The organism is Bradyrhizobium sp. 137 (genome assembly GCF_023074095.1).
Classification (GTDB): Bacteria; Pseudomonadota; Alphaproteobacteria; order Rhizobiales; family Xanthobacteraceae; genus Bradyrhizobium.
Genome location: NZ_JADPKU010000015.1, coordinates 1 through 21,949 on the forward strand (window position 1 = coordinate 1; position 21,949 = coordinate 21,949).

Genomic DNA, 21,949 nt, shown 5'->3' on the forward strand with positions numbered 1-21,949 from the left:
ACGCCGTCCTCGCCGCCGTCGGCTACAACTTCCGCCGCCTGATCTGCTGGCTCAGGCTCTCGTTGTGGCAAATCCTGGCCATCCTCTTCGCCCGACCCCGAATCAATCCAGCCTGAATTCAGGGTTCTTCACGGACGACTAATTGTATACTCAGAACATTATGAATGCCGACTGGACCGCAACTGACAACATCTGTACCTAGAAAGCCCGAGCTCACACATAACTGTCTAGCTGCTACATTGCGAACGTTGACTGCGACCATGAGACGGTTGATGCAAGAGCGGTTTTTCAGAATCCATTGAGCGGCCAGTCTGATCGCTAGCTTCCCGTATCCTTTGCCTTGATACGAACGGCCTATGCGAAAATTGTGCAAAGTAATAGCGCTTGACGGGGCCCACGCTGGCAGCGCAGCTTTTTCGCACAGAACGAATAGGCCAACGACTTCCTCCCCTACGGCCATCAAAACTGCGTGCTTTAGAGGGCTTGAGCTATTTCGCAATTTCTCAAACACCACTGCCGGCGGGTCTACGAACTCTTCTTGCTCGGGCTCAAGTTCCAAATGGGCCACCATCGTGGTGTCAAAATGAGTCAGCACTTTTAGGGTTGCCCCACGACGTTCGTCAGAACAGGAGGCTGCCGCGCATTCTCTCGCCGAGTTGGAGCCGCATGACCGATCTGTGAAGCCAGAGACTACCTCCGCTAGCGTTCGCCTGCACCAGCGGTACGTTGACCACCCCTTCAACTCCATGCCAGGCGTTTCGATGACCATCGGCTCCTCAACGATCGACGTAGACCATCCAGGGACTGATGAGAGCCAGTTTTCGTCATAAACCGTTTCGACGTACCGATGCCCCTCGTCGGGAAAGATCGCGACTACATTTTTGCCTGGATTTGTGCGTGACCACCAACTGGCGACCTTATATGCTGCACCGCTGGTAGGCCCCATGAATAGCCCATGGGCCTGGTGCAGTCGGTGAGTTGACCGGAACATTTCGGCGGTTGTTAGCCAGTGAATTTCGTCGAACTGTCTGTGGTCGACATTACGAGGTATGATTCCGCCGCCTAGTCCGCTCACTGTCGTGTTGCCGGCAGGTTGCCCAAACAATATTGAATTTGGAGTATCAACACCAACTGCGTGCAGCTCGGGGAAAACAACTCTCAGAAATTTGGTCGTGCCGCACATGGATCCGCCTGATCCAACTGGACCAATTAGACAGTCAATCCTTCCCACCCTTTCGACCAGCATTTCCGCGAACTTCCCGTAGGCTAGCGGATTATCTTTGTTCGAGTATTGCGCGGGCCAAAAGCTATTCGGTATTTCCTTTAGATATTCAGCTAGCCTGTCCAACCGTGTTTGCTGAAGCCCACGGCCGGCCGCTGGCTGATGCAATCTCAACATGTGTGCCAAGCTCTATCAGGCGCTTCCGAAGATGGCGATCAAGAGACCAATCGCTCACCAATACAAGTCTATAGCCATACTGTACGGCGAGCATAGCCAAAGCGAGTCCAAAAGTGCCGGAAGACGACTCGCAGAGTATCGCTCCGGCGAGGACCGCCTTGCGCGGTTTGATGGAGGGTGAAGACTTAGGCGTATGACTGACCATATGCCTATGCCGAAGGTTTCCCGACTTGAAGTCGTCTCGACGGGCGCTCGACGCCGTTGGACATTGGAAGAAAAGCAGCGGATCGTCACCGAGAGCTATGGCGGGCCACGTCTGGTGTCGGTGACGGCGCGACGCAACGGGCTGTCGACAAGCCAATTGTTCACGTGGCGCCGGTTGGCGCGCGACGGCAAGTTGAGCGGGGATGCCGCGCCGGCGCTTGTTCCGGTTGAGATCACGCCTGCGGCGGCTCCGATCTCGAGTGACGCGCCACAACCGGTGTCTTCATCGCCTGCGCAACGTGTAAGGGCCGGCATTATCGAGATCGACCTTGGCGGCGGCTGTCGCGTGCGCGTTGACCGGGACGTAGACACCGAGGCGCTGCAGCGGGTTCTTGAAATTTTGAGACGACGATGATCCCGATCCCGAGCGGCGTCAGGGTCTGGATCGCCACTGGCCACACCGATATGCGTCGCGGCATGCAAAGCCTGGCGCTTGCGGTCCAGGAGAGTCTGAAGCGCGATCCTTATGCCGGCGATCTCTACATCTTCCGGGGCCGCCGCGGTGATCTGGTGAAGATTCTTTGGCATGACGGGTTGGGCATGTCGCTCTATGCCAAGCGCCTGGACCGTGGCAAGTTCATCTGGCCCTCGGCGTCGGACGGTGCGGTGTCGATCTCGGCGGCCCAGATGGCTTACATGCTCGAAGGCATCGACTGGCGGAATCCGCAACTGAGCTGGCGGCCACAAAGCGCGGGCTGAGCGCCGAATCTGTAGCTTCTTGCATTTTGGGGAGTCCCATCGCGTCCAATCTGTGATTCACTGCGTCGCATGCATGCTGATCGCGACGCTGTTCCGGATGAGGTTGCCGCCCTGAAGAAGGCGCTGGCAGTCGAGCGCGCGAAGGGTTTGGAGATCGCCGGCGAGCTCGCGGTCGCCCGCGCGAAAGCGTCGGAAGACGAGGCGTTGATCGCGCAGCAGAAGCTGCAAATCGCCAAGCTAAAACATCAGATCTATGGGCAACGGTCGGAGCGCTCGGCGCGGCTGATCGAGCAGTTGGCGCTGACGTTCGAAGAGCTGGAAGCTGACGCCACCGAGGACGAGCTGGCGGCGGAATGGGCCGTGGCCAAGTCGACCACGGTGCGCGGATTTACGCGCAAGCGCGCCGAGCGCCAGACCTTCCCCGAGCACCTCCCACGGGAACGGGTGGTAATCGATGGGCCTACGGCTTGTGAATGCTGCGGCAGCAATCGTCTTCGCAAGCTCGGCGAGGACGTGACCCGCACGCTGGAAGTGGTGCCGCGCCAGTGGAAGGTGATCGAGACGGTCCGCGAGAAGTTCTCCTGCCGCGACTGCGAGAAGATCAGCCAGGCGCCAGCGCCGTTCCATGCCATCGCTCGCGGGTGGGCTGGTCCGAGCCTCTTGGCCATGATTATGTTTGAGAAGTTCGGCCAGCATCAGCCGCTCAACCGCCAGGCGGAGCGCTACGCTCTGGAAGGCGTGCCGATCGCACTGTCGACCATGGCAGATGCCGTTGGGGCGGTCTGTGCCTCGCTGGATCCTCTGCTGCGCTTGGTGGAAGCCCACGTCATGGCGGCCGAGCGCCTTCATGCTGACGATACGACGCTACCGGTCCTGGCCAAGGGCAAGACCGACACCGGACGGTGCTGGATCTACGTCCGCGACGATCGGCCATTTGGGGGCACGGACCCGCCGGCGGCGATGTTCTACTACTCCCGCGACCGCAAGGGCGAGCATCCCCAAGCGCATCTGGCCCGGTATGCCGGCATCCTGCAGGCCGACGCCTATGACGGGTACAACCAGCTCTATCTGGCGGGACGCCAGCCCGGGCCAATCCGGGAGGCTGCCTGCTGGTCGCATAGACGGCGCCCGTTCTTCGCGATGGCCGACATCGAAGAGAATGCCCGGCGCAAGGCCACCGGCAAAAAGGAAATCCCGCTCTCGCCGATCGCGATCGAGGTCGTGCGGCGGATCGATGCGCTGTTCGAGATCGAACGGTCCATCAACGGCAAGAGTGCCGAGGAGCGCCTTCAGGTGCGGCAGACGCTGAGCCGGCCTCTGGTCGAGGATCTCCAGGTCTATATGCGGGAGCAGCTTGCCAAGCTGTCTCGGGGGCACGGCCTGGCTAAGGCGTTCAACTATATCCTGAAGCGCTGGGCGAGCTTCACCCTATTCCTCGAGGACGGCCGCGTGTGCCTCTCCAACAATGCCGCCGAAAGGGGCCTGCGAGGCATCGCACTTGGGCGAAAATCCTAGCTGTTCTGCGGGTCTGATCGCGGCGGGCGGCGCGCCGCAGCTATGTACAGCCTGATCGTCACAGCCAAAATGAACGGCATCGATCCGCAGGCGTGGCTCACGAATGTCCTCGCCCGCATCGCCGCTCATCCGGCTCATCGGCTGGACGAACTTCTGCCTTGGAATTGGACGCCAGCATCTGCGCTCTCCGCTCGAGCGGCGGCATGACCACCCACGTCAACAAGGTCCATCACGTCACCACCATCACCAAGGTCGCCAAAGACCTCGGCGAAGACGAAGATTGGCTGTGGGACATCGCCAACGAGATGGAGATCGAGGATGGCTTCATCTGGGTCTATGGCGTCGGAGAAGACGGCGTTCAGGCGTTCACCGACTTCGGCATCGACAACCTGATCGAGCTTATTAAGTCCTACAAGGAAAACCCTGGACTGCTGAAGCGGTGATCCTGCGGCCTACGCCGAATGGATACCTCGCAGATAGTCCCTCCTCATTTCAATAATCCGTGCTCAACGGCCCGCTCCAGCATGAAACGCGCGGGGAGCAGCTTCATAAGAAAAAAGCTTGCACCAAATAAACCGTCACTCAGCTTAACGATACGAGGGAGTTCAAACTCCTCGAGCTTCCGCATCGCACTTCGGTTAAACATTCGTTCTCCCCAGCTCGCTTTCATGTGAGACGATCGATGGCTCGAAACCCTCGCTCCTCAGATCATGTGTTGCTCGCTCCATGTTTGCGGCCGTCTTTCTGCTCGTCGGATCGAACATCAGACCAGCGACTGTCCCGCTGTGGGCAACCTGAATACCGACTGCACCATAACGAACGCCGATTGCTTCGATATCGTGCAGACGTGGCTTCTTAAGGAACTTCTCGTTGATCCGAGCGCTCGCCGTAGAAACCCGGCCAAGCAAGCCAACATCGGAGGTGCTAATCCCTCGACGAAGGAGACCCCGGAGCGGCCGAAACGTTTCGATCTCGGCGGAACTATACTGAGCAGGCTCGAATGCGAGTGTATCAACTGTCTGGTCGGGAGTTGTATCGATGCTGATGTAGTCTATCGGTGGAAGTGAGTTTCTGAACGCCTCGATAACGATCCCTTCGCGATGTGCGAAGAGTACAGCTTGCTGCGAAAACAATGTAGAATCGCACGCTGTCTCGGCATTCACAGCAACTTGCATTATGCTGTCAGGGGATGGCTGAACATCTAAGTAATCAAGAACCGCCAAGATGCTGGCCAAGACATCTGCAGTGGATGAGCCCATGCCACGTCCTACGGGAATATTGCTTTCAATCGCCAGATGTCCGCCGGTTCTGATCCGAGCAAATCTTTGGAGTGCCAGCTCTGCGGCGCGTGCTGCCTTCTGGCAATAGTGCGGAGTGGCACAAATCTTCTCTGCATTGTTCGCCCTGAACCTTGCCTTTGACTTCAGCTGACGGCAAGGGAGTGAGACCAATCCCCGATGTAAGTGTCCATCCTTGTCCTCGAAAACACCCTGCAGAAGCTCGCCGTGGTGTCCGGTGGCCTCGCCATTTCCCTCTGTTCCGTACATGGCCAACCCCTCTCGGTTAAGCGGAGCTCGAGACGCTGGTGATCAATGAACTTGTCCAATTCTCAAGCGTGAACTGACAATTCGCCTGCCTGCGCAGAGGGATTCTCAAAAATCATGCCAGTTGCGCGATGGAGCCTCATTCTGCGTAATGTTCAGGAACTTAAGTGGGCCAGCAAGGAGTGACGCGCGCTCGTTGAAGAGAAGACGACAAACCGAAGCAGCGAGTTCGTTTCCGAACATCGCGTATTTTGGTCTTCATGGGCGGCGCGGTCCACCGGGTAGCAGCGTTAACGCAAGACCTGCGGGACAGCTGCACGGCGAACCAAGCTGCCCATAGATCAGCAGGTAAACCCATCAATCCGTCGACGGGAATGGCCGCGAGCGTGATCCACAAGATCGGCTCCGGCCGCTCCGCGCGCACGCTCGCAAATCTGCTGACTAATTGTCAAACCACCCGATCCGAAACTGAGCCTCGGCGACGCGCTGTCCAAATGTCTCCGTTAATTTGGCGATGAGGACGAAGACTTCTACACCGCTCGACGCAAAAAGACGGTTCGCGAGCCGGCGCCTAGGCATCGCAACGCTTCGTCGACTTCCGCCATGCTGCGCCAAAAAGTCGCCCAATGCCTCGGTCGATTGAGCAAACAATGGCGAAGAGGTCGCAGACTTCACACTAACTCACTGGTGGATCGCGGTCCCGACTCTCCCGCCTTTGGCACCCTTTAGCAGTAAATGGCCCTCCTGGCTTTTCGAAGTCCGCTCCCACAACTCTGTGTGGTTTCGTCGTCTAGCTCGCGAAGGGAGCAATCACACCAACGCGCCCATCTCACTCACGCGACGAAGGTGATAGTCGGAATCGCCAAACGTGTTCTCGATCATGGTCAGCCGCTTAAAATAGTGGCCGATCTTAGCGGCCATCGTCATGCCAATTCCACCGTGAAGCTGGATCGATTGCTGGCCGATGAATTTTGCGCTCCTTCCGATCTGCACCTTAGCCGCAGCGACAGCTTTTGCACGCTCATCAGCACTATCGATATCCGCAGCCATGGTGGCGTGCATCGACATCGAGTTCGCCTGTTCGAGCGCCACAAACATGTCGGCGGCGCGGTGCTGCAGACTCTGAAACCAGCAGATTGGCACTCCGAACTGCTTTCGCGTCTTCATATACTCGACTGTGATCTTCAGCGATTCGTCCATTAGGCCCACGGCTTCCGCGCAAAGCGCGGTGCGGGCGTCGTCAACCACCCGCTCGATCAACGGCAACGCGTTCTCGGGGTCGCCGATCGCAGCTGCGCTGCCCACCTCGACCCTCGTGAAGCTGATGTCGGCGGCACGCAGCCCATCTTGGGTCGGGTAGCTCTTTTTGGCGATCCCATTCGCGTCGCCGGGCACCAGAAGCACCGCGATGCCATCTCGATCGCGTTGAGCGCCTTTGGTGCGGACGGTGACGATCAAGGTGTCGGCGTTCTCGCCGTTGAGCACGACAAATTTTTCGCCGTCAATGACCCACCGATCGCCGCTCTTCTTAGCCGAGGTCGTCACATCGTTCAAATCATAGCGAGAGTTCCTTTCGAGCTGCGCGAAGCCGAAGGTCTTACTGCCGTCGATGATCCCAGGCAGATGAGCTATCTTCTGCGCATCCGAACCGCCACGGCGCAGGAAGCCGCCGCCGATCACAACGGTGGTGAGATAAGGCTCGACGACCAGCGCTCGGCCGAACGCTTCCATCACGATCATGGTCTCCACGCCGCCGCCACCAACCCCCCCATCGGCTTCGACGAACGGAAGCCCAAGCAGGCCCTGCTCTGCTAGGCGGCTCCAGATCACTCTGCTCCAGCCGCCCTTCTCCTTCAGATATTTCTTGCGCTGCTCAAAAGCGTAGACATCGGTCAAGAGCCCATCGACGCTTTCCTTAAGGAGCCGCTGCTCCTCGGACAAATTGAAGTCCATGTCTCAGCTTCTCCTGGCGACGGAAATGGGCCTCCAGCAGGTCCCCATTGCGGGTGCAAGAAGGGTTAGAGTCCCAGCACCGCCTTGGCAATGATGTTCCGCTGAATTTCGTCGGAGCCGCCGTAGATCGAGACCTTGCGGTTGTTGAAGTAGCTCGGTGCGATCTGCGCGGTCCACTCCATCGCTTCGTGCGAGGAATCGGGATGTTCATTATAGGGCGAAGCGAATGGCCCGATCATCTCCATCAAGAGTTCCGTTGCGGTCTGCTGGATTTGTGAGCCCTTAATCTTAAGCATGGAAGACGCAGGATTTGGCTTGCCCTTGCCGTGCTTTCCTTCGGCGGCGACAATGCGCAGTTGCGTGAGCTCCAATGCCTTCAGCTCGATCTCGGACATGGCGAGTTTCTCCCGAAACGCTCGATTATCGATCATGGGACGGCCGTCACTTTCGACGCTGGAGGCCACCTCCTTGATGTTCCGGATGCGCTCCTTGGAAACACCAACCCGTGCAATACCTGTACGCTCGTTGCCGAGCAGGAACTTTGCATAGTCCCAGCCCTTGTTTTCCTCGCCGATCAGGTTTTCGCAGGGGACCTTGACGTCGTCGAAGAAAACCTCGTTGATCTCATAGCCACCGTCGATGGTCTGAATCGGGCGCACCGTCACGCCCTTCGAATCCAGGGGGAAGACGATGAAGGAAATGCCCATCTGCTTCTTGGCGCTGGGATCGGTGCGGCAGAGGCAGAAGATCATGTTGGCGTGCTGCGCGTATGTGGTCCAAGTCTTCTGTCCATTGATGATCCACTTGTCGCCCCTACGTTCGGCCTTCGTCGTGAGCGAAGCAAGATCCGAGCCGGCGCCGGGCTCCGAAAAGCCCTGGCACCACCAGTCATCTACGTTTGCGATGCGCGGTAGATAATATTTTTTCTGCGCCTCGTTGCCGAAGGTGTATATGACCGGGCCAACCATGCCGACGCCAAAGGCGAGGGGCGTCGGCGCCGGATACATCTGCAGCTCCTCCCTGAAGATATAGTGCTGGACCGAGCTCCAGCCTGTGCCACCATATTCCTTCGGCCAGGAGCTGACGTTCCACCCTTTTTTGTTGAGGATACGCCACCAAGTGACCATTTCCTCCTTGGACACATGGCGGCCTTCGACCATCTTGTGCCGCATTTGCGGAGATAGATTATCGCGCAGAAACTGGCGCACTTCCTCTCGGAACGCTTGTTCTTCCTCGGTGAATACAAGATCCATCGGATTCTCCTGCAAGCGGATCAAGGCGGGGTGGGCTGGGAAAGCCTGTCCATTCATGCCAATTGGGCGAGGCCTCGACGTTAGGTGAACTGAACGCGAAGCGTATTCTTGCGTGGCGAGAGCATCTCCTTTTACTGGCTCCTGCGAAGCCGTAAGATGATGGACCCATGTCCGAGCTCAACTTCTCGTTAGCGTTTTGCCGCAAAACTGTGATTTGCACCTAAGGAATTTTATTCCTCTCGATCGACGTCAACGATTGTGCTGCTATTCCCGCCTCTGTCTCCTTCAGAAACGAGCACCCCGGTTTGCGAGAGCGAGCGCAGCACCCATCCTGCCTTCCAAAATGTATTCAGCCGCCTCTTTGACAGTGTTGTAGCCTCTCTGTAGCAACGGCCGTGCCAACCACGCTCGAACGCTTCGACTTTCTGATTCGACGAAAACGAGTCGTTCGTAGATCACCAGGGCTTTGACGGAACAGACATCCTTCGCTGTCGGAATTCGCACGACAATTGAAGGTCGACGGCTGCTTGATTGTCGCGCGGGTGGCCGATCGATTTGCTCGCGTTCCTTATCTCCAGCTCAATGCGAGCAGATCTGGAGCTAGCGTTCGTTCGAGCCCGGTAGTCCTGAGAACGAACGGATGCAGATGTCTCAGGTCTGCGACAATGCTGCCAAACGTAAAATTGAGGTGCTCTCCGCATGATAGCTCCCCGGCGACAAGGGTCCAGAACGGCTGACAACCCGCGCGCAGGACTTCATGCTGCCCTCGTCGATCTACCAGCTCGTTCGACGAGACCCCCTCCGCAACAGCCGGTCCTAAGCAGACCACCGACATTATTATTCAGCCCAACGGTTCTTCGAACTTGCGCTTGACGAATGCTGATCGAAGACCAGGCAGACTATGAACGCGAGCGAGGGACAGGAGCATCGCTCGCTGTCTGTCCGGATCACCAGACGTGTGGCTGGGCTCGCGAGGCTTGAGCGACCTAGCCCAAGCGCCTGCCAGTCAGCAATGTTGCGGTCGCGCACGGCAGCTGATGCATCACCGCCTAGCAAATCGGACTAGCGCCTTGCGATCGATCTCGATCCCCAACCCCGGCGCGTTAGGTACGGGGACGATGCCGCGAGTGTGCTCGATGGGCTCGGTGACAATCGCCTGCCGGAGCGGGTTTTCGGTTCGGTCCAACTCCAGCAGCGGCCCTAGGGGTATGGGCGAGGATCGTGTGTGCGGCGGGAGAACGGCAAGTAAATGTAGCGATGCCGCAATCGCGATCGCGGTGCCCCAAACATGCGGATTATAACGGACACCGAAGGCTTCTGCCATGTCAGCGATCTTCTTGCATTCCGACAACCCACCCGCCGCGCAAATGTCGGGCTGGGCGATATCCAGCGCGTGCGAGACGAACATGTTGCGGAACCCGAAGCGAGTGAACTCGCATTCTCCGCCCGCAATCGGTATCGAAATTGCGGCCTTTACCGCTCTATACCCGGCAAGATCCTCTGGCGGTACTGGTTCCTCAAACCAGCCAATATCGTGTTTCTCGATCATGCGGCCCAGACGGATCGCTGCGACGCTGTCAAAGGCGTGGTTCGCGTCCACCATCAGCGACACAGTCGGCCCGATCGCCTCGCGCACGACGCGCGTCGCGAGCGCATCCTCCTCCACACCGAAGCCGACCTTGAGCTTCATCGCTGCGAATCCCTCAACGACATAGCCCGCTGCCTCCTCGGCTAGATCCCGGATCGGGTCTCCAACTTTGCGTCTATGGAGGCCAGTTGCGTAGGCGACGATGTGAGTCCGCTGCGCACCGCCGAGCAGCTGATGCACGGGAACGCCGAAATGCTTGCCCTTGATGTCCCAGAGCGCGATATCGATACCGCTCAAGCCTTCTATCACGACGCCCTTCTGGCCGTGATCGCGCAGGCGCGCATAGATCATTTGCCAGAGATACTCGGTGCGCAGCGGATCCTCCCCGATCAGCCATGGCGCGACGCTCTCGATCACGGCAGCCGTCATCCCTGCCGGCCCGTAGCATTCGCCCCAGCCGATAATATCCTGGTCGGTCTCGATTTCGACCAGCATCGCTATGCGCGTATCATACCAGCCACGGGCGGAGGCAAGAGGCTCCGACAGCGCGGCTTGAAGGATATGGGTGCGAACGCCCGTGATCTTCATCAGCTTTCGCCTTTCCAGTCCTGCTGCGTCCCGTTATTTTAGCCGCTCCTACACAGGTAACGCCCGTGCTGCGACGTTCGAACACATTAAGCTTTTACTTTGAGAATGTTCGCACATAGGAAACGACGCTCAGTGTATTGAAGCGAGATCGATCCAGGTCTGTTAGAAACGGAACAAGATACCCGGGCGTTCGTACACGAAGATCGCCGGTATTTACCATGGCGTGTCCGGTTGTCGTCGGCCAGGCACGGCATGGGAGCAGCAGATCACTGCCTCTCGCTGTGCATCGCCGGACAGCAGCAAGCTCCGGCCACCCGACTTGGTATGCGCCGCCGCGTGGCGTTCGCGGAGACAATTATCGCCGAGGTAGTTAATATCGGGCGTCTTGAGAGCCTCAGCCGACCATCTCCGGCTTGATTGATGCCCATATCCGTCTTGCGCAACGATCCGTCCAGCCATCGCTGCTACCACGCCAAATACGAAATATGGCAAAAGGGCTCCCCGCCTGCTACTCTTGCCACGATTTTGGGTATGCCTGTATAGATGCTGTTCGCGCTTAACCCATCCCACTGGAAGGCTATTACCGGACATAATCCTATAGACCGTCGTGAGGATCGGCATGTTGGAGCGGGTCAGCGCCAAACCCTCTGCAAGATTCACTGTAAAGCTGGTGCGTAAAATCTCATACGCTCGAACGGCCTGTAAAGCGCGAAGTCGATTTTTGTCGAGGCCCATCAAAGCCGATTTCGTGAGTTTCTTGGGAAGCGATCAAGCTTGAAAGTTGGAGAGCTGGGCGCTCTTGTTGACGTGATCAGTGCGATTGAGCCGGTTGTGGCGGCAGCATAATCATATAACAATTGCCGGACGTGCAGGGGATCAACGAGGCTGTTCATGTCTGTACCGACGGCCGATATAGGGAAGCGGCGATAGTATTGCTGTACACCGTCAACAGCGATCGGGACACTACCTACTCAGGTGAGGAGTACATTCGCGCGGACTGCGGCGCATCAGAGCCATCTGAGGTTCAATGACTGACGATCGAAGACTTGCGATTGTTCGAGCCCTATAAGCCCTGCTACTCCCTATGGACGCGGCCGATGGGAAATGAATGCGGCACGCAAATTACCGAATGTCTCTCGAGCGCAGGAACGGCCAGGCGGTGAACAGCTTGTTGATCGGGAAGAGATCTGCCGACGGATGTCTGAGCATGGATCTGAAGAAGCACAAAATGGCATGACGCCAGGCGGCCTGACGGTGCTCAGGCTTGCCATTCGATCGCCACCTCTTCGCGGTCCGCTGACCGCTGCGCTTCTTGCCTCTAGGGGAGTGAGGCGGCTCGAACGAACCGGCGCCGCGGACCGGTGAAGGCCTCTATTGAACTTGAGGCCGGGAACTGCTCACTGAGAACTCTCCTGAGATCGCGCTCGTTTCAACAATTTGCGTTACCTCGCGCCCGCCTTCTGCGCATACTTCCATGATGCTTTCGCGAGCGGCACGGTGCGCTTGGCAGTTTCGATCGCCTTGGTGTTGGCGGCGGTGCCATCTCGGATGCGGGCTGCGATGCCTTGAGTCATGCCGACCAACCGAAAGAGATTAAACGCAAAATACCAGTTCAAGTCCGGCAGCTCGCTGCCCGTGCAGTCGCAATAGATTTGCGCGGCCTTGTCCATGCTCGGGATATTGAGCGTCTTCAGGTCGGCGTCCGCAAGGCCCGGCCTGATCCATTGCATCAACAGATAGGTAAAATCGGACATGGGATCGCCGAGCGTCGACAACTCCCAGTCGAGCACCGCGATCACGCGCGGCTGCTTTGCATCGAAGATAATGTTGTCGAGCCGGTAGTCGCCATGCACGATGGAGACACGTTTCTGCTCGGGAATCGTGCTCGGCAGCCATTCGATCAGCTTTTCAACCTCCTGGACATATTGCGTCTCCGAGCCGCGATACTGCTTGCTCCAGCGATCGATTTGGCGCGCAAAATAATTGCCAGGCCTTCCGAAGTCCGCAAGGCCGATGCTATCGGGATCAAACATGTGCAGCCTCGCGAGGGTCTCGACCTTGCTGCAGAAAATGTTTGCCCGCATTTCGGCAGGCTGGCTCGGCAAAGTCGGATCCCAATAGACGCGTCCTTCCTCCATCGACATGATGTAGAATGCCGCACCAATGACGGCATCGTCAGTACAGAGCGCAAACGCATGCGCAACCGGGAAGCCCTGCTGGCCGAGCGCCGAGATGACGCGGTACTCGCGGTCGATCGCATGCGCCGACGGCAGCAACTTGCCGAATGGCTTTCTCCGCAACACGAAGGAACGGCCGCGGCTGTCGAGTTTGTATGTGGGATTGGATTGGCCTCCCTTAAACTGTAAGACGGTCAAGGGGCCGGTATAGCCTTCGACATGCTTGCGCATCCAGCGGTCGAGACGGCTCTCGTCGATGCGATGTCGCTCTTCGACGGGTCTCGTCCCCGAAAACTCCTCGTCCTTTCGGAAGCCCTCGGCCACGGTGACGCTCCTCGAAATTGTTGAAGCGTTCCGCTTCATTAAGCACCCGAGCAGCTGGATACTTCCGAAATTTAAGTCTGACAATTGTGCGGCAGTGCACTTCATCGGGGCCCTCCGTGAGACGCATCGCGCGTGTCGAGCCTGGTCGCACGGATTCCGCATCGTCGGTTGGACCCGCCCGAGGTCCGAATCGCCTGCTCGATGATTCACAAGCCGCTTCGCCTTTAGATACCAATACAGCAGTAATTCCTAGTCATCGAACCTCCTGCGCGGATCTCAGGCCGCTTAGCTCGCCGAAGAGTGGCTTCTTTTGGCGATGCGAACGGGCGCATTTGAAGCCGACGCGGGTCAGATCTCATTTCTCACTGCGCCGACAATGCGATTTTGACTCGCCTGGGAAAGAGCTGCGATGCTGCCGCAAGGCCTGTTTTGCGTGAGATACGAACACCGTAGGGTCGCAGCGTCCCTCACTCGACGAATGTTCGTTAATTCGAGCCTGCAGATGATCCCCGCGTCATTAGTGGCATCGTTCATTCGTTTACAATACCCCGCCAGTGCGATTGCCCACCCAAATTGGTCCTCCTACCAAGTCTACGATCGTTTGTGCGCCTCACGTGGGGTCTGGAAGCCCCAGTTTCAGGAGCCGGCCTCGCACGCGCTAAGAAAGACGCAAATGATGACTCCGTTTAGTCAAAGCGTATCGCTTCTCAAGAGCTGGCGGAAACAATGAGAGCATAAGACGGTCATTGCCTTTCGCGCAGATGGCGCAACTTCGACGCTCCCGCAGATGAAGGGGGTCTGATCGCAATACTGCTGACGGGGGTGAGGCGCACGACTGCCGGTCTCAGGATGTTTCTGCTCAGTCGGAGACCGAACGCCGTTCGCGCACCGAGCCCTCCTGAGAGACGGACGCTACCAGCGTGCCGTCACGCTTGAAGATCAAGCCGCGCGCGAGGCCGCGTCCGCCTTGCGCGCTCGGCGACTCTTTGGCGTAAAGTAGCCACTCGTCGGCGCGAAACGGTCGGTGGAACCAAATTGCGTGATCGAGGCTCGCCGAAATCATGCGGCCGTCGAACAGAGTGCGGCCATAGCGGACCATGACCGCATCGAGTAGCGCCAAATCTGAGGCGTAGGCCAGCGCGCACATGTGAAGCGTCGGGTCATCGGGCAGCTTTGCTGCGGCCTTCATCCACATATGAAAGCGGCCGTCATCGATCTTCTGACCGACATAACGGCTAATCTCGACCGGACGCAATTCAATCGGACGGTCGCGGTCATAATAGCGGCGGATGAATTCCGGTATGTCGGTGAACTTCGACCACCTGGCTAGTTCTTCTGCGGCGAGCATTTCCGGCGGCGGAACAGCGGGCATTTTGTTTTGGTGATCGAAAGCGCTGTGTTCGCCTGCGTGAAAGGACACCACGACGGAAGAGATTGCCTTACCATGCTGAATTGCTGTGACGCTGCGTGTCGAATAGCTTTTGCCATCACGCAGCCGTCGGACGTCGTAGACGATCGGAACCTGTGGGTCACCGGTCTGAATGAAATAGCCATGCAGCGAATGCGGCAGCCTGTCTTTCACCGTGCGACATGCCGCGACCATCGCTTGCCCTATCACCTGGCCACCGAACACCCGTTGAGGTCGAGGATTTGGATTGTGGCCGCGAAACAGATTCACCTCGATTGGGTCAAGGTCGAAGATGGCGGGCAGGTCGATCGAGGTTTTAGACATTGACGCGCCTTTGCTTTTCTTCATCATTCCCCGGAATGGCAGCCCTGCGATGAAGCCGAAGTCCGAAATCGAGCATTCTTTCGGGCCACAAGGGAATTCTTGGGCCCATGTGGTTTGCAGCTGAGCCGGGCCAACTGCAACTGTACTGGTGCATTGACATCGATTTGCAAGAATCGAGACGCCTTCCTTTGAACTCCTGGGCCCGGACGACCCCATCCACCCTTTCCAACGATCCTTCACTTGCCCAGCAATCACCGTGCCACAAGACGGTCTCGAGATGCGAAATCGGTATCCTCATCCCGCGCCGGCGACGATACTTGCGGTTACTGTCGGGTTGGCAACATCGACTCAACCGAACGAGGGTCCGAGCACGACAACGCACATTGACGAGGGATGGACGCTTCTCGGGCTGAGAACCGGCGGCTGTTGGATCTTCGAAGTGATCATCACGTTTATACGCACATGACAGCTCAGCGACGCTCGCGCACCGAACCTTCCTGGGTAACAGATGCGACCAATGTGCCGTTAGGCTCGAAGATCAAGCCGCGCACGAGACCGCGTCCGCCTTGCGCGCTCGGCGACTCTTTGGCGAAAAGCAGCCAGTCGTCTGCTCGAAACGGGCGGTGAAACCACATTGCGTGGTCGAGGCTTGCAATTGTCATACGCTGGTCGAACAATGGGCGCTCATAGCGCGCCGTCACCGCATCGAGCAGTGGGTAATCGGAGGCATAGGCCAACGCGCACATATGCTGCACTGGATCATCGCGCAGCCTCGTCGCCGCCTTGATCCAGACATGAACGCGCCCGTCGTCGATTTTTTGACCGACATAACGGCCGAGCTCGACCGGGCACAACTCTATCGCGTAATTACGGCGGATAAATTCCGTCGTTTCACAATACATCGGCTGCTCAGGCACTTCCTCTGCCATCAGCCTTTCCGGCAGCGGTACGCAAGGCATCTTGTCCTGATGGTCAAAGGCGCCCTCCTCCCCGGCATGGAACGAGACCACGATAAAGAAGATTGCGGTACCATGCTGGGTTGCGCTGACGCGGCGCGTCGAATAACTCTTGCCCTCGCGGAGCCGTTCGACCTTGTAAATAATGGGCGCCTGCGGGTCGCCGGGCCGGATGAAGCAGCTGTGCAGCGAATTCGGCAGCCGACCCTCCACTGTGCGGCATGCCGCGGCCATCGCCTGCCCGATCACTTGGCCTCCAAACACCCGTTGCGCGTTGATGTTCGGACTAGTGCCACGAAATAGGTTCGTTTCGATCGGTTCCACGTCCAAAATAGCGGGCAGGTTGATCAAGCTTTGGGACATTGATGCGCTTTCGTTGTCTTCGGCGTCATCTCCTGCCATGCCACGCAGCCATACAGGACGTTTCGAGGTTTCAGCGGGTTCTTTGGAACGGCATGCTGCCAACGCAAAGTAGCGTGAACGCCACGCGACAGTGCTGCTGTGTATTGATTTGACCAAATCGAGACCTTCTCATTGTAACTCCAGACCTGCCAACATTTCCGCGCTTCAACGTCACGGCAGCAATCGCCATGCCAGAAATCACTGTGTATAGAGCAGGCGCAGGTCCATCTACTTCCAGCCGCGCAACGAAATACTTCGCCCTTAGCGTCGCGCTCCGAACATACAGATTTAAACCTGACAGCTGAGCAGATAGCGATCGCGAAGAACAAGCGTCGCCCTCGCGCCGAACGCTTTGGATGGCGCTACGTTCAAAATTGCCGCACGGGTGACGCTTCGTATTCGATTCGGTTCGCTGGATTCTTACGATTCTTGGATAAGCCTACAACGGCGTCTGATCTCACAAGCAACTTTTGCCCCCTGCGTCTCCAAGGCAGCTCGGGAACGGAGCTTCGAATTCGATTCGTTGCAATGAAACGCCTCTAGCTGGCCATAGTGAGCTGATGCTCATCGGCCCTATGTGTGGAGCGCTATCGCCTCCTCATCCGAGCCAAGCCGTACGCGCTAGTGCTGGTGCCGGCCGCTTCGCACCCGCAACGGCTACGCAGCGCGGTCAGCGAGGACACAACTGCAACTACTCGCTAGGTGACTTTTCATACTCAACGCCGGTACGGCTCTTCTTTTGGCGGCGCTCACGCCGTTAGCACTGATCTCAAGCAGGTCATTAACAGCACGCGCCTCGTAAGATATGACAAGTAGATAGGCGTTCACATCTCAGTTTCCGCGGTCTAGCGAGCCTCCCAAGCGCGGCCGGACTCGTTCAGGGAGACCATGGATTTTACGCTTTCGGCACCTTTGCGGGATCGTTTATTGGCGCGAAGCAACGGCTGGCTACACTAAACACCGCCTTGCGCTTGCGGCAAAACTCGCGCCGCACTGGTCTCTAAAAGCCGCACGGTGCCGCGCCAATTCGGTTGTATCTTCAACTAGACCAGGTCAGCCCAGCAATGTCTGCCCGTTCTTGACGACGGTAACTTGGCGCTCCCGAACATGAGCCTCGAACGAAATCGAACTGCCGTCCTGCCACAGATTAACAGTAATGATCTCACCCGGGAACACCGGGGCAGAAAAGCGGACGCGATGACGATGGAAGGCGGAGGGATCGTAGTCGGCATAGGTCTGCAACACGGCTCTGCAGGTCAGTCCATAGGTGCACATGCCGTGGAGAACGGGCTTGGGAAAACCCGCTCGGCGCGCAAATTCCGGATCGCTGTGTAACGGATTTCGATCACCTGACAAGCGGTAGATCAGCGCTTGGTCAGGCTGGGTTGGGATATCGATTGATCGGTCCGGCGCTCTGCGGGGTATTTGATGCGGCTCAGGCATTCCCTCCGATGGTCCGCCAAAGCCGCCGTCGCCCCTCGCAAACGTCGAAGAAACGATCGTGACCATCTTGTCGCACGCGCTGTCTCTAACGACGACTTCGTTCTGAATGATCGCGCCTTTCTCCCTTCCCTTGTCGTACACGCCGCGCACGCGCGCATCCGCAGTAACGCTGGCTGCGGCGGGAATCGGTTTGTGAAACGTGATGTCGCGTTCGCCGTCAAGGACCATGACGCGGTTGAGGTCGATGAACCCGGGTCGGGCCCCACAGACGCAGACCGAAGCAAAAGTCGGAATAACCTTTAGCGGTTTTGGAGTTGCAAATGCCTCGTTGACGAACTGCAGCTCCTTTTCGTTCAGAGGATCGGAGCCCAAGCCAATCCCAAGCGCGTAAAGCATCACCTCCCGATCGCTCCACGAATAGGGGGCGGCTTCGGTCTTGAGGTCGAGTATGGCGGGATAGTCGATCGGCATCGAGCAGCTCCTCGTTCTCGTTACCTTAGCGGCAGGCCCGCTTATAAGCGGCAGTGGGGGTCCACGCTCCATCAAATTCGGTGCTCGTCAAGCGCGACCTCCTAGCCAACTCTTATTGATGGAGGCAACCAGCGCTTCCATGCGCGGCACCATGCTGCTTTGCGAAGCTATTGCCAAAGCTGCGCGCTTTATGTCTGCGTTTTGTTCAGGACCGGCAACACACATGTAAGAGAGTAAGATCATCGCTCGTCTTCCCTACGAGACTTAGCGTTCCATTCAGTGTGGCTGAACCTCACTAGCAACGGCCATGCCAGAACCGTCCAACGCGTTAAGCGTCTGATCACGCTGCCCCTCTAAACTTGAGGGGGCTTGTACCTGTCAGAAATTGGACATCGTTTGGCGCCGCCAGGGCACAGCTTAAAGGCTCAGCGAAACCTTTACACACTCCATACCTTGTCGCTCCCTCGGCGCATTTTTCCAATTCCATGAACCAGATTTAGCTCAGCTGCCGACGTCCAAAGCTTTCAGATGTGGCCTAGTACAAACGTTATATAACTGCCATTTCCTCCTTGGCGGCACCAAGTCGGCGACTGATCGAATTGCACTACCTTCGATAGCACCATGATCCATGAACGCTGTAAAAGGCGTTCTTCCTATTTGTTGTTTAGATTGGGATTAGCATGGGCATGCAGCTGGATTTTGGAGGTCAAATCGGACAACTTGATCGCCGCCGGGATTCCATCATCCAGATTGAGGTAAACCGCACTTACCTTAGACGCGGCAAGCGCCCGCGAATGACGAGCGCGGAAACTCGCAGACACGGGAAGTTGCGCCCACTCGACGCAAATCAGCTGAGCCGACAAACATATCTTCCAGCCAATCAAGGCACATGGACCAGACGGGGTACGGAAGCGGATGATGCTCACAAATGTTATCGACAAAGTCCCCTTCGCTCCCGGACGTCCCCATGATGTCGAGCCGGATCAGGTCGAGCCACTCCATTAGCGACTTGTTGAACGGGCTCGCCGAGCCCATCGTCCGTGGCCTGCGGCTCGAACAGCCATCGATAGATGCCGCCCGCCCGAGTCAGCGAGCCGTGGTTGCCCTGCTCCACGATCTCACCGCGATCGAACACCAGAATGCGCTCGAAGTTGCGTACCGTCGATAGCCTGTGCGCAATCACGATCGAAGTGCGTCCCTTCATCAACCGCTCCATCGCCTGCTGGATCAGCCCCTCCGATTCCGAATCGAGGCTCGAGGTGGCCTCGTCCAGAATCAACACCGGCGCGTCCGCTAGGAACGCCCGCGCGAGCGCGACCCGCTGCCGCTCACCGCCCGACAGCTTTACACCGCGCTCTCCGACCAGCGTGCCATACCCTTTCGGCAGCCGCAGGATGAAGTCATGCGCATTGGCGAGCCGCGCCGCCTGCTCGATCGCCGCCATGTCGGCCTCGGGCCGGCCGTAGGCGATGTTCTCAGCCAGCGTGCGGTGAAACAGGATCGGCTCCTGCTGCACAACCGCGATCTGGCTGCGCAGCGATTGCTGTGTCGCTTTGGCAATATCTTGGCCGTCGATCAGGATCCTGCCGCCGGAGAGGTCATAGAGCCGCTGCACCAACTTGATAAATGTAGTCTTGCCCGAACCGGAACGGCCGACAAGTCCGACGCGTTCGCCGGCGCGGATGTCGATCGACAGGCCATCGTACAATGGCGCGCGGTGACCCCCGTAGTGAAAAGTCACGTCCTCGAATGTAATCCTTCCGCCTCGGATAACGATCGGTTTAGCACCGGCTACATCGATGATGCCCATCGGCTCTCGACTAATAGTAACAAGTTCCATCATGTCGTTCACAGAACGCTGCAGATTGTTGATGTGCATGCCGACGTCACGCAGATATGCGTGAATGACGTAATAGATCGTCAGCATAAAGGTGGCGTCGCCCGCCGAGGCCCGCCCCGCTATCCACAGCAGAATGGCGCCGCCGATTATCAAACAGCGGAAGCACAAGAGCATCACGTGCTGCACCATATAGCTGGCGTTGCCCCGCTGCCACGTGCGTGACACCCGTTCCTGCCATTGGTTGATGACACCATTGAAACGCGCATCCTCGCGCGTCTCTGCGCCGAATGATTTCACCACGGCGTTGCAGGTGAGCGCGTCCGCCAGCGTGCCGCCGACCTTGGTATCCCAGGCATTGGATATTCGTGCCGTTGGCGCAATATAGCCGATCGTCATCCCGATTGTGATCGCGACATAAATAGCCGCGCCGACCGCGATCACGCCGCCGAGCCCGGGCCAGTGCAGGATTAGCAGGATCATCGAGCCTACGAGCACGGCTAGCGACGGCCATAATGCCATCAGGACGGTGGCATTGAGCAGGTCGAGCGCAGACATGCCACGCGTGATCTGGCGAACGGTTGAGCCGGCAAAGGAATTGGTGTGCCAATCGGTCGAGAAGCGCTGCACCCGCATGAAGGCTTCGCATGTTGCATCGGCGATCGTCTTCAGCGTGAGTGGCACAATCGCCTTCAGACCTACAAACCGTAGGATCAGCGAGATGAGGCCAAGGGCGATTATGCCGCCGAATGCAACCAGCGCCGCATGCCGTGCGGCCATATCGTGCGGACCCGACGTTAATGCGTCAACGAGGTGGCCCGAGTAAACCGGCATCAGTAGGTCTGCGATCGGTGCACCTAAGAAGCCGACGAGAACGATCGTAAGGCGGACAGGCTGCTTCAGCCAGTGCTGGAACACGAACGGTATGACCTCGCAGATTGCGGAGGGTAGCTTGTCGACGTGAACATTCATGGCGCGATCCGGCCGCACTGACAGCGCAAGCCGACTCCATCTGAATTGGCGCACGAAGGCGCAAGACACGACAGGGGGTCATTGACAACAACCGGTTGTTGGATGCTTTGGAAGAGCTGGACGACAGCCTCTATGAACGCCGGCCGTCAACGGCACTGCCGAAATTCCTGCGAGAACAGCGGGCGTCGGCGCACGATCGTCGAACAAGACATGATCAGGTAGACCCTCGCCGATTTGAGGAACGAGGCGCTGCTTACACATCGATCCCGCGCAACCTTCAAGACGGTAAGCGCGTGAGCGCGCCCACCTCAATGCTCGTCGGTAGGTGATGTCGCCGCCACAGCAGCTTCCTTTGTCGCAGATGTTGCTATCTTGCAAGAGCCCAGACGTATCGCTGACGTTGCGATCGATTGACGGACCGTAGTCGCTGAAGGACTTACCGCCGTACTGGCCGCCGACGACCACGCAATCTAATCCTTCGGTCCAGCTCCACAGCCCCCGCGGCATGTTCACTGCAGGCTCGAGATCCGCTGGATTGGCGGCACCACTTGCAACGAGCGCAATCGTTGTGGCACGCCATAAACGAACTTCAGATCGCATCCTAACCTTCACTAGGTGCACATTACCGACTTGCACAGACGTCCATTGATGAAACAGGTGCGACATTGCTGTTTAGGCTTATAGCGTCGAGCCACGCGCAACCGCCGCTCAATGGTCTGATCCTGTTACGCCCTTTCCGACGCCATTTCTGGCTAACGCTCGATTTGAGGTCGCGCAATAGATTTGTCTTGCCTTTGTTCTTGCGCACACAATGTCGCGCACGCAAACAGTT

Annotated in this window: 12 protein-coding genes and 1 pseudogene; 4 read left to right on the forward strand and 9 right to left on the reverse strand. The window is 57.9% G+C overall.

All coding sequences use genetic code 11. From position 1 onward, the window contains the following. Positions 1–1,592: 1,592 nt before the first annotated feature. The 4 genes and pseudogenes from IVA78_RS02725 to IVA78_RS02740 all read left to right on the forward strand — a co-directional run bounded on the left by IVA78_RS02725 (position 1,593) and on the right by IVA78_RS02740 (position 4,320). Entirely contained in the window at positions 1,593–2,018 is a 426-nt protein-coding gene (locus tag IVA78_RS02725; RefSeq protein ID WP_247464098.1) for a transposase, read from the forward strand. Next, complete coding sequence (gene tnpB / locus IVA78_RS02730) at positions 2,015–2,362, forward strand: IS66 family insertion sequence element accessory protein TnpB (protein WP_247464101.1); 348 nt, start codon at positions 2,015–2,017, stop codon at positions 2,360–2,362. The genes IVA78_RS02725 and tnpB overlap by 4 nt, the downstream gene beginning before the upstream one ends. 69 nt (positions 2,363–2,431) lie before the next feature. Next, positions 2,432–4,084 (forward strand): annotated as a pseudogene (locus IVA78_RS02735) (IS66 family transposase). Continuing rightward, a complete protein-coding gene (locus IVA78_RS02740) occupies positions 4,081–4,320 on the forward strand; it encodes a hypothetical protein (RefSeq protein ID WP_247464104.1) in 240 nt (79 codons plus the stop codon). The pseudogene IVA78_RS02735 and the gene IVA78_RS02740 overlap by 4 nt, the downstream one beginning before the upstream one ends. Before the next feature lie 195 nt (positions 4,321–4,515). Here IVA78_RS02740 and IVA78_RS02745 read toward each other — a convergent pair whose 3' ends face one another. The 9 genes from IVA78_RS02745 to IVA78_RS02785 form a co-directional block, all read right to left on the reverse strand. After that, positions 4,516–5,424 carry a GHMP kinase gene (locus IVA78_RS02745; RefSeq protein WP_247464107.1) on the reverse strand — a complete coding sequence of 303 codons (909 nt, stop codon included), beginning with the start codon at positions 5,422–5,424 and terminating at the stop codon, positions 4,516–4,518. A gap of 807 nt (positions 5,425–6,231) precedes the next feature. Further along, the gene (gene pimD / locus IVA78_RS02750) at positions 6,232–7,374 is read right to left on the reverse strand and encodes a pimeloyl-CoA dehydrogenase small subunit (protein WP_247464110.1); all 1,143 of its coding nucleotides are present in this window, start codon (positions 7,372–7,374) and stop codon (positions 6,232–6,234) included. Positions 7,375–7,439: 65 nt separating this feature from the next. Continuing rightward, positions 7,440–8,627, reverse strand: a complete 1,188-nt coding sequence (pimC, locus tag IVA78_RS02755) for a pimeloyl-CoA dehydrogenase large subunit (protein ID WP_247464114.1) — start codon at positions 8,625–8,627, stop codon at positions 7,440–7,442. Between the two features lie 1,042 nt (positions 8,628–9,669). Next, on the reverse strand, positions 9,670–10,803 hold the full coding sequence (locus tag IVA78_RS02760) for a mandelate racemase/muconate lactonizing enzyme family protein (RefSeq protein ID WP_247464118.1): 1,134 nt from the start codon (positions 10,801–10,803) through the stop codon (positions 9,670–9,672). 1,442 nt (positions 10,804–12,245) lie between these two features. Beyond that, a complete protein-coding gene (locus IVA78_RS02765) occupies positions 12,246–13,304 on the reverse strand; it encodes a phosphotransferase family protein (RefSeq protein WP_247464120.1) in 1,059 nt (352 codons plus the stop codon). A gap of 859 nt (positions 13,305–14,163) precedes the next feature. Then, positions 14,164–15,036 (reverse strand): acyl-CoA thioesterase II, encoded by an 873-nt coding sequence (tesB, locus tag IVA78_RS02770; protein WP_247464272.1) that lies wholly within the window; start codon positions 15,034–15,036, stop codon positions 14,164–14,166. 470 nt (positions 15,037–15,506) lie between these two features. Beyond that, positions 15,507–16,355, reverse strand: a complete 849-nt coding sequence (locus IVA78_RS02775) for an acyl-CoA thioesterase II (RefSeq protein ID WP_247464275.1) — start codon at positions 16,353–16,355, stop codon at positions 15,507–15,509. Between the two features lie 1,092 nt (positions 16,356–17,447). After that, positions 17,448–18,308, reverse strand: coding sequence for a MaoC/PaaZ C-terminal domain-containing protein (locus IVA78_RS02780; RefSeq protein ID WP_247464125.1), 861 nt, complete (start codon positions 18,306–18,308; stop codon positions 17,448–17,450). A 931-nt stretch (positions 18,309–19,239) separates the two neighbouring features. Beyond that, positions 19,240–21,117: an ABC transporter ATP-binding protein gene (locus IVA78_RS02785; RefSeq protein ID WP_247464127.1), complete on the reverse strand. Its 1,878-nt coding sequence runs from the start codon at positions 21,115–21,117 to the stop codon at positions 19,240–19,242. Between the last annotated feature and the right edge of the window lie 832 nt (positions 21,118–21,949).

Coding starts and splice junctions, on each gene's coding strand:
- IVA78_RS02725 (WP_247464098.1), top strand. CDS start 1,593: ATGACTGACCATATGCCTATGCCGAAGGTTTCCCGACTTGAAGTCGTC.
- tnpB (WP_247464101.1), top strand. CDS start 2,015: ATGATCCCGATCCCGAGCGGCGTCAGGGTCTGGATCGCCACTGGCCAC.
- IVA78_RS02740 (WP_247464104.1), top strand. CDS start 4,081: ATGACCACCCACGTCAACAAGGTCCATCACGTCACCACCATCACCAAG.
- IVA78_RS02745 (WP_247464107.1), bottom strand. CDS start 5,424: ATGTACGGAACAGAGGGAAATGGCGAGGCCACCGGACACCACGGCGAG.
- pimD (WP_247464110.1), bottom strand. CDS start 7,374: ATGGACTTCAATTTGTCCGAGGAGCAGCGGCTCCTTAAGGAAAGCGTC.
- pimC (WP_247464114.1), bottom strand. CDS start 8,627: ATGGATCTTGTATTCACCGAGGAAGAACAAGCGTTCCGAGAGGAAGTG.
- IVA78_RS02760 (WP_247464118.1), bottom strand. CDS start 10,803: ATGAAGATCACGGGCGTTCGCACCCATATCCTTCAAGCCGCGCTGTCG.
- tesB (WP_247464272.1), bottom strand. CDS start 15,036: ATGTCTAAAACCTCGATCGACCTGCCCGCCATCTTCGACCTTGACCCA.
- IVA78_RS02775 (WP_247464275.1), bottom strand. CDS start 16,355: ATGTCCCAAAGCTTGATCAACCTGCCCGCTATTTTGGACGTGGAACCG.
- IVA78_RS02780 (WP_247464125.1), bottom strand. CDS start 18,308: ATGCCGATCGACTATCCCGCCATACTCGACCTCAAGACCGAAGCCGCC.
- IVA78_RS02785 (WP_247464127.1), bottom strand. CDS start 21,117: ATGAATGTTCACGTCGACAAGCTACCCTCCGCAATCTGCGAGGTCATA.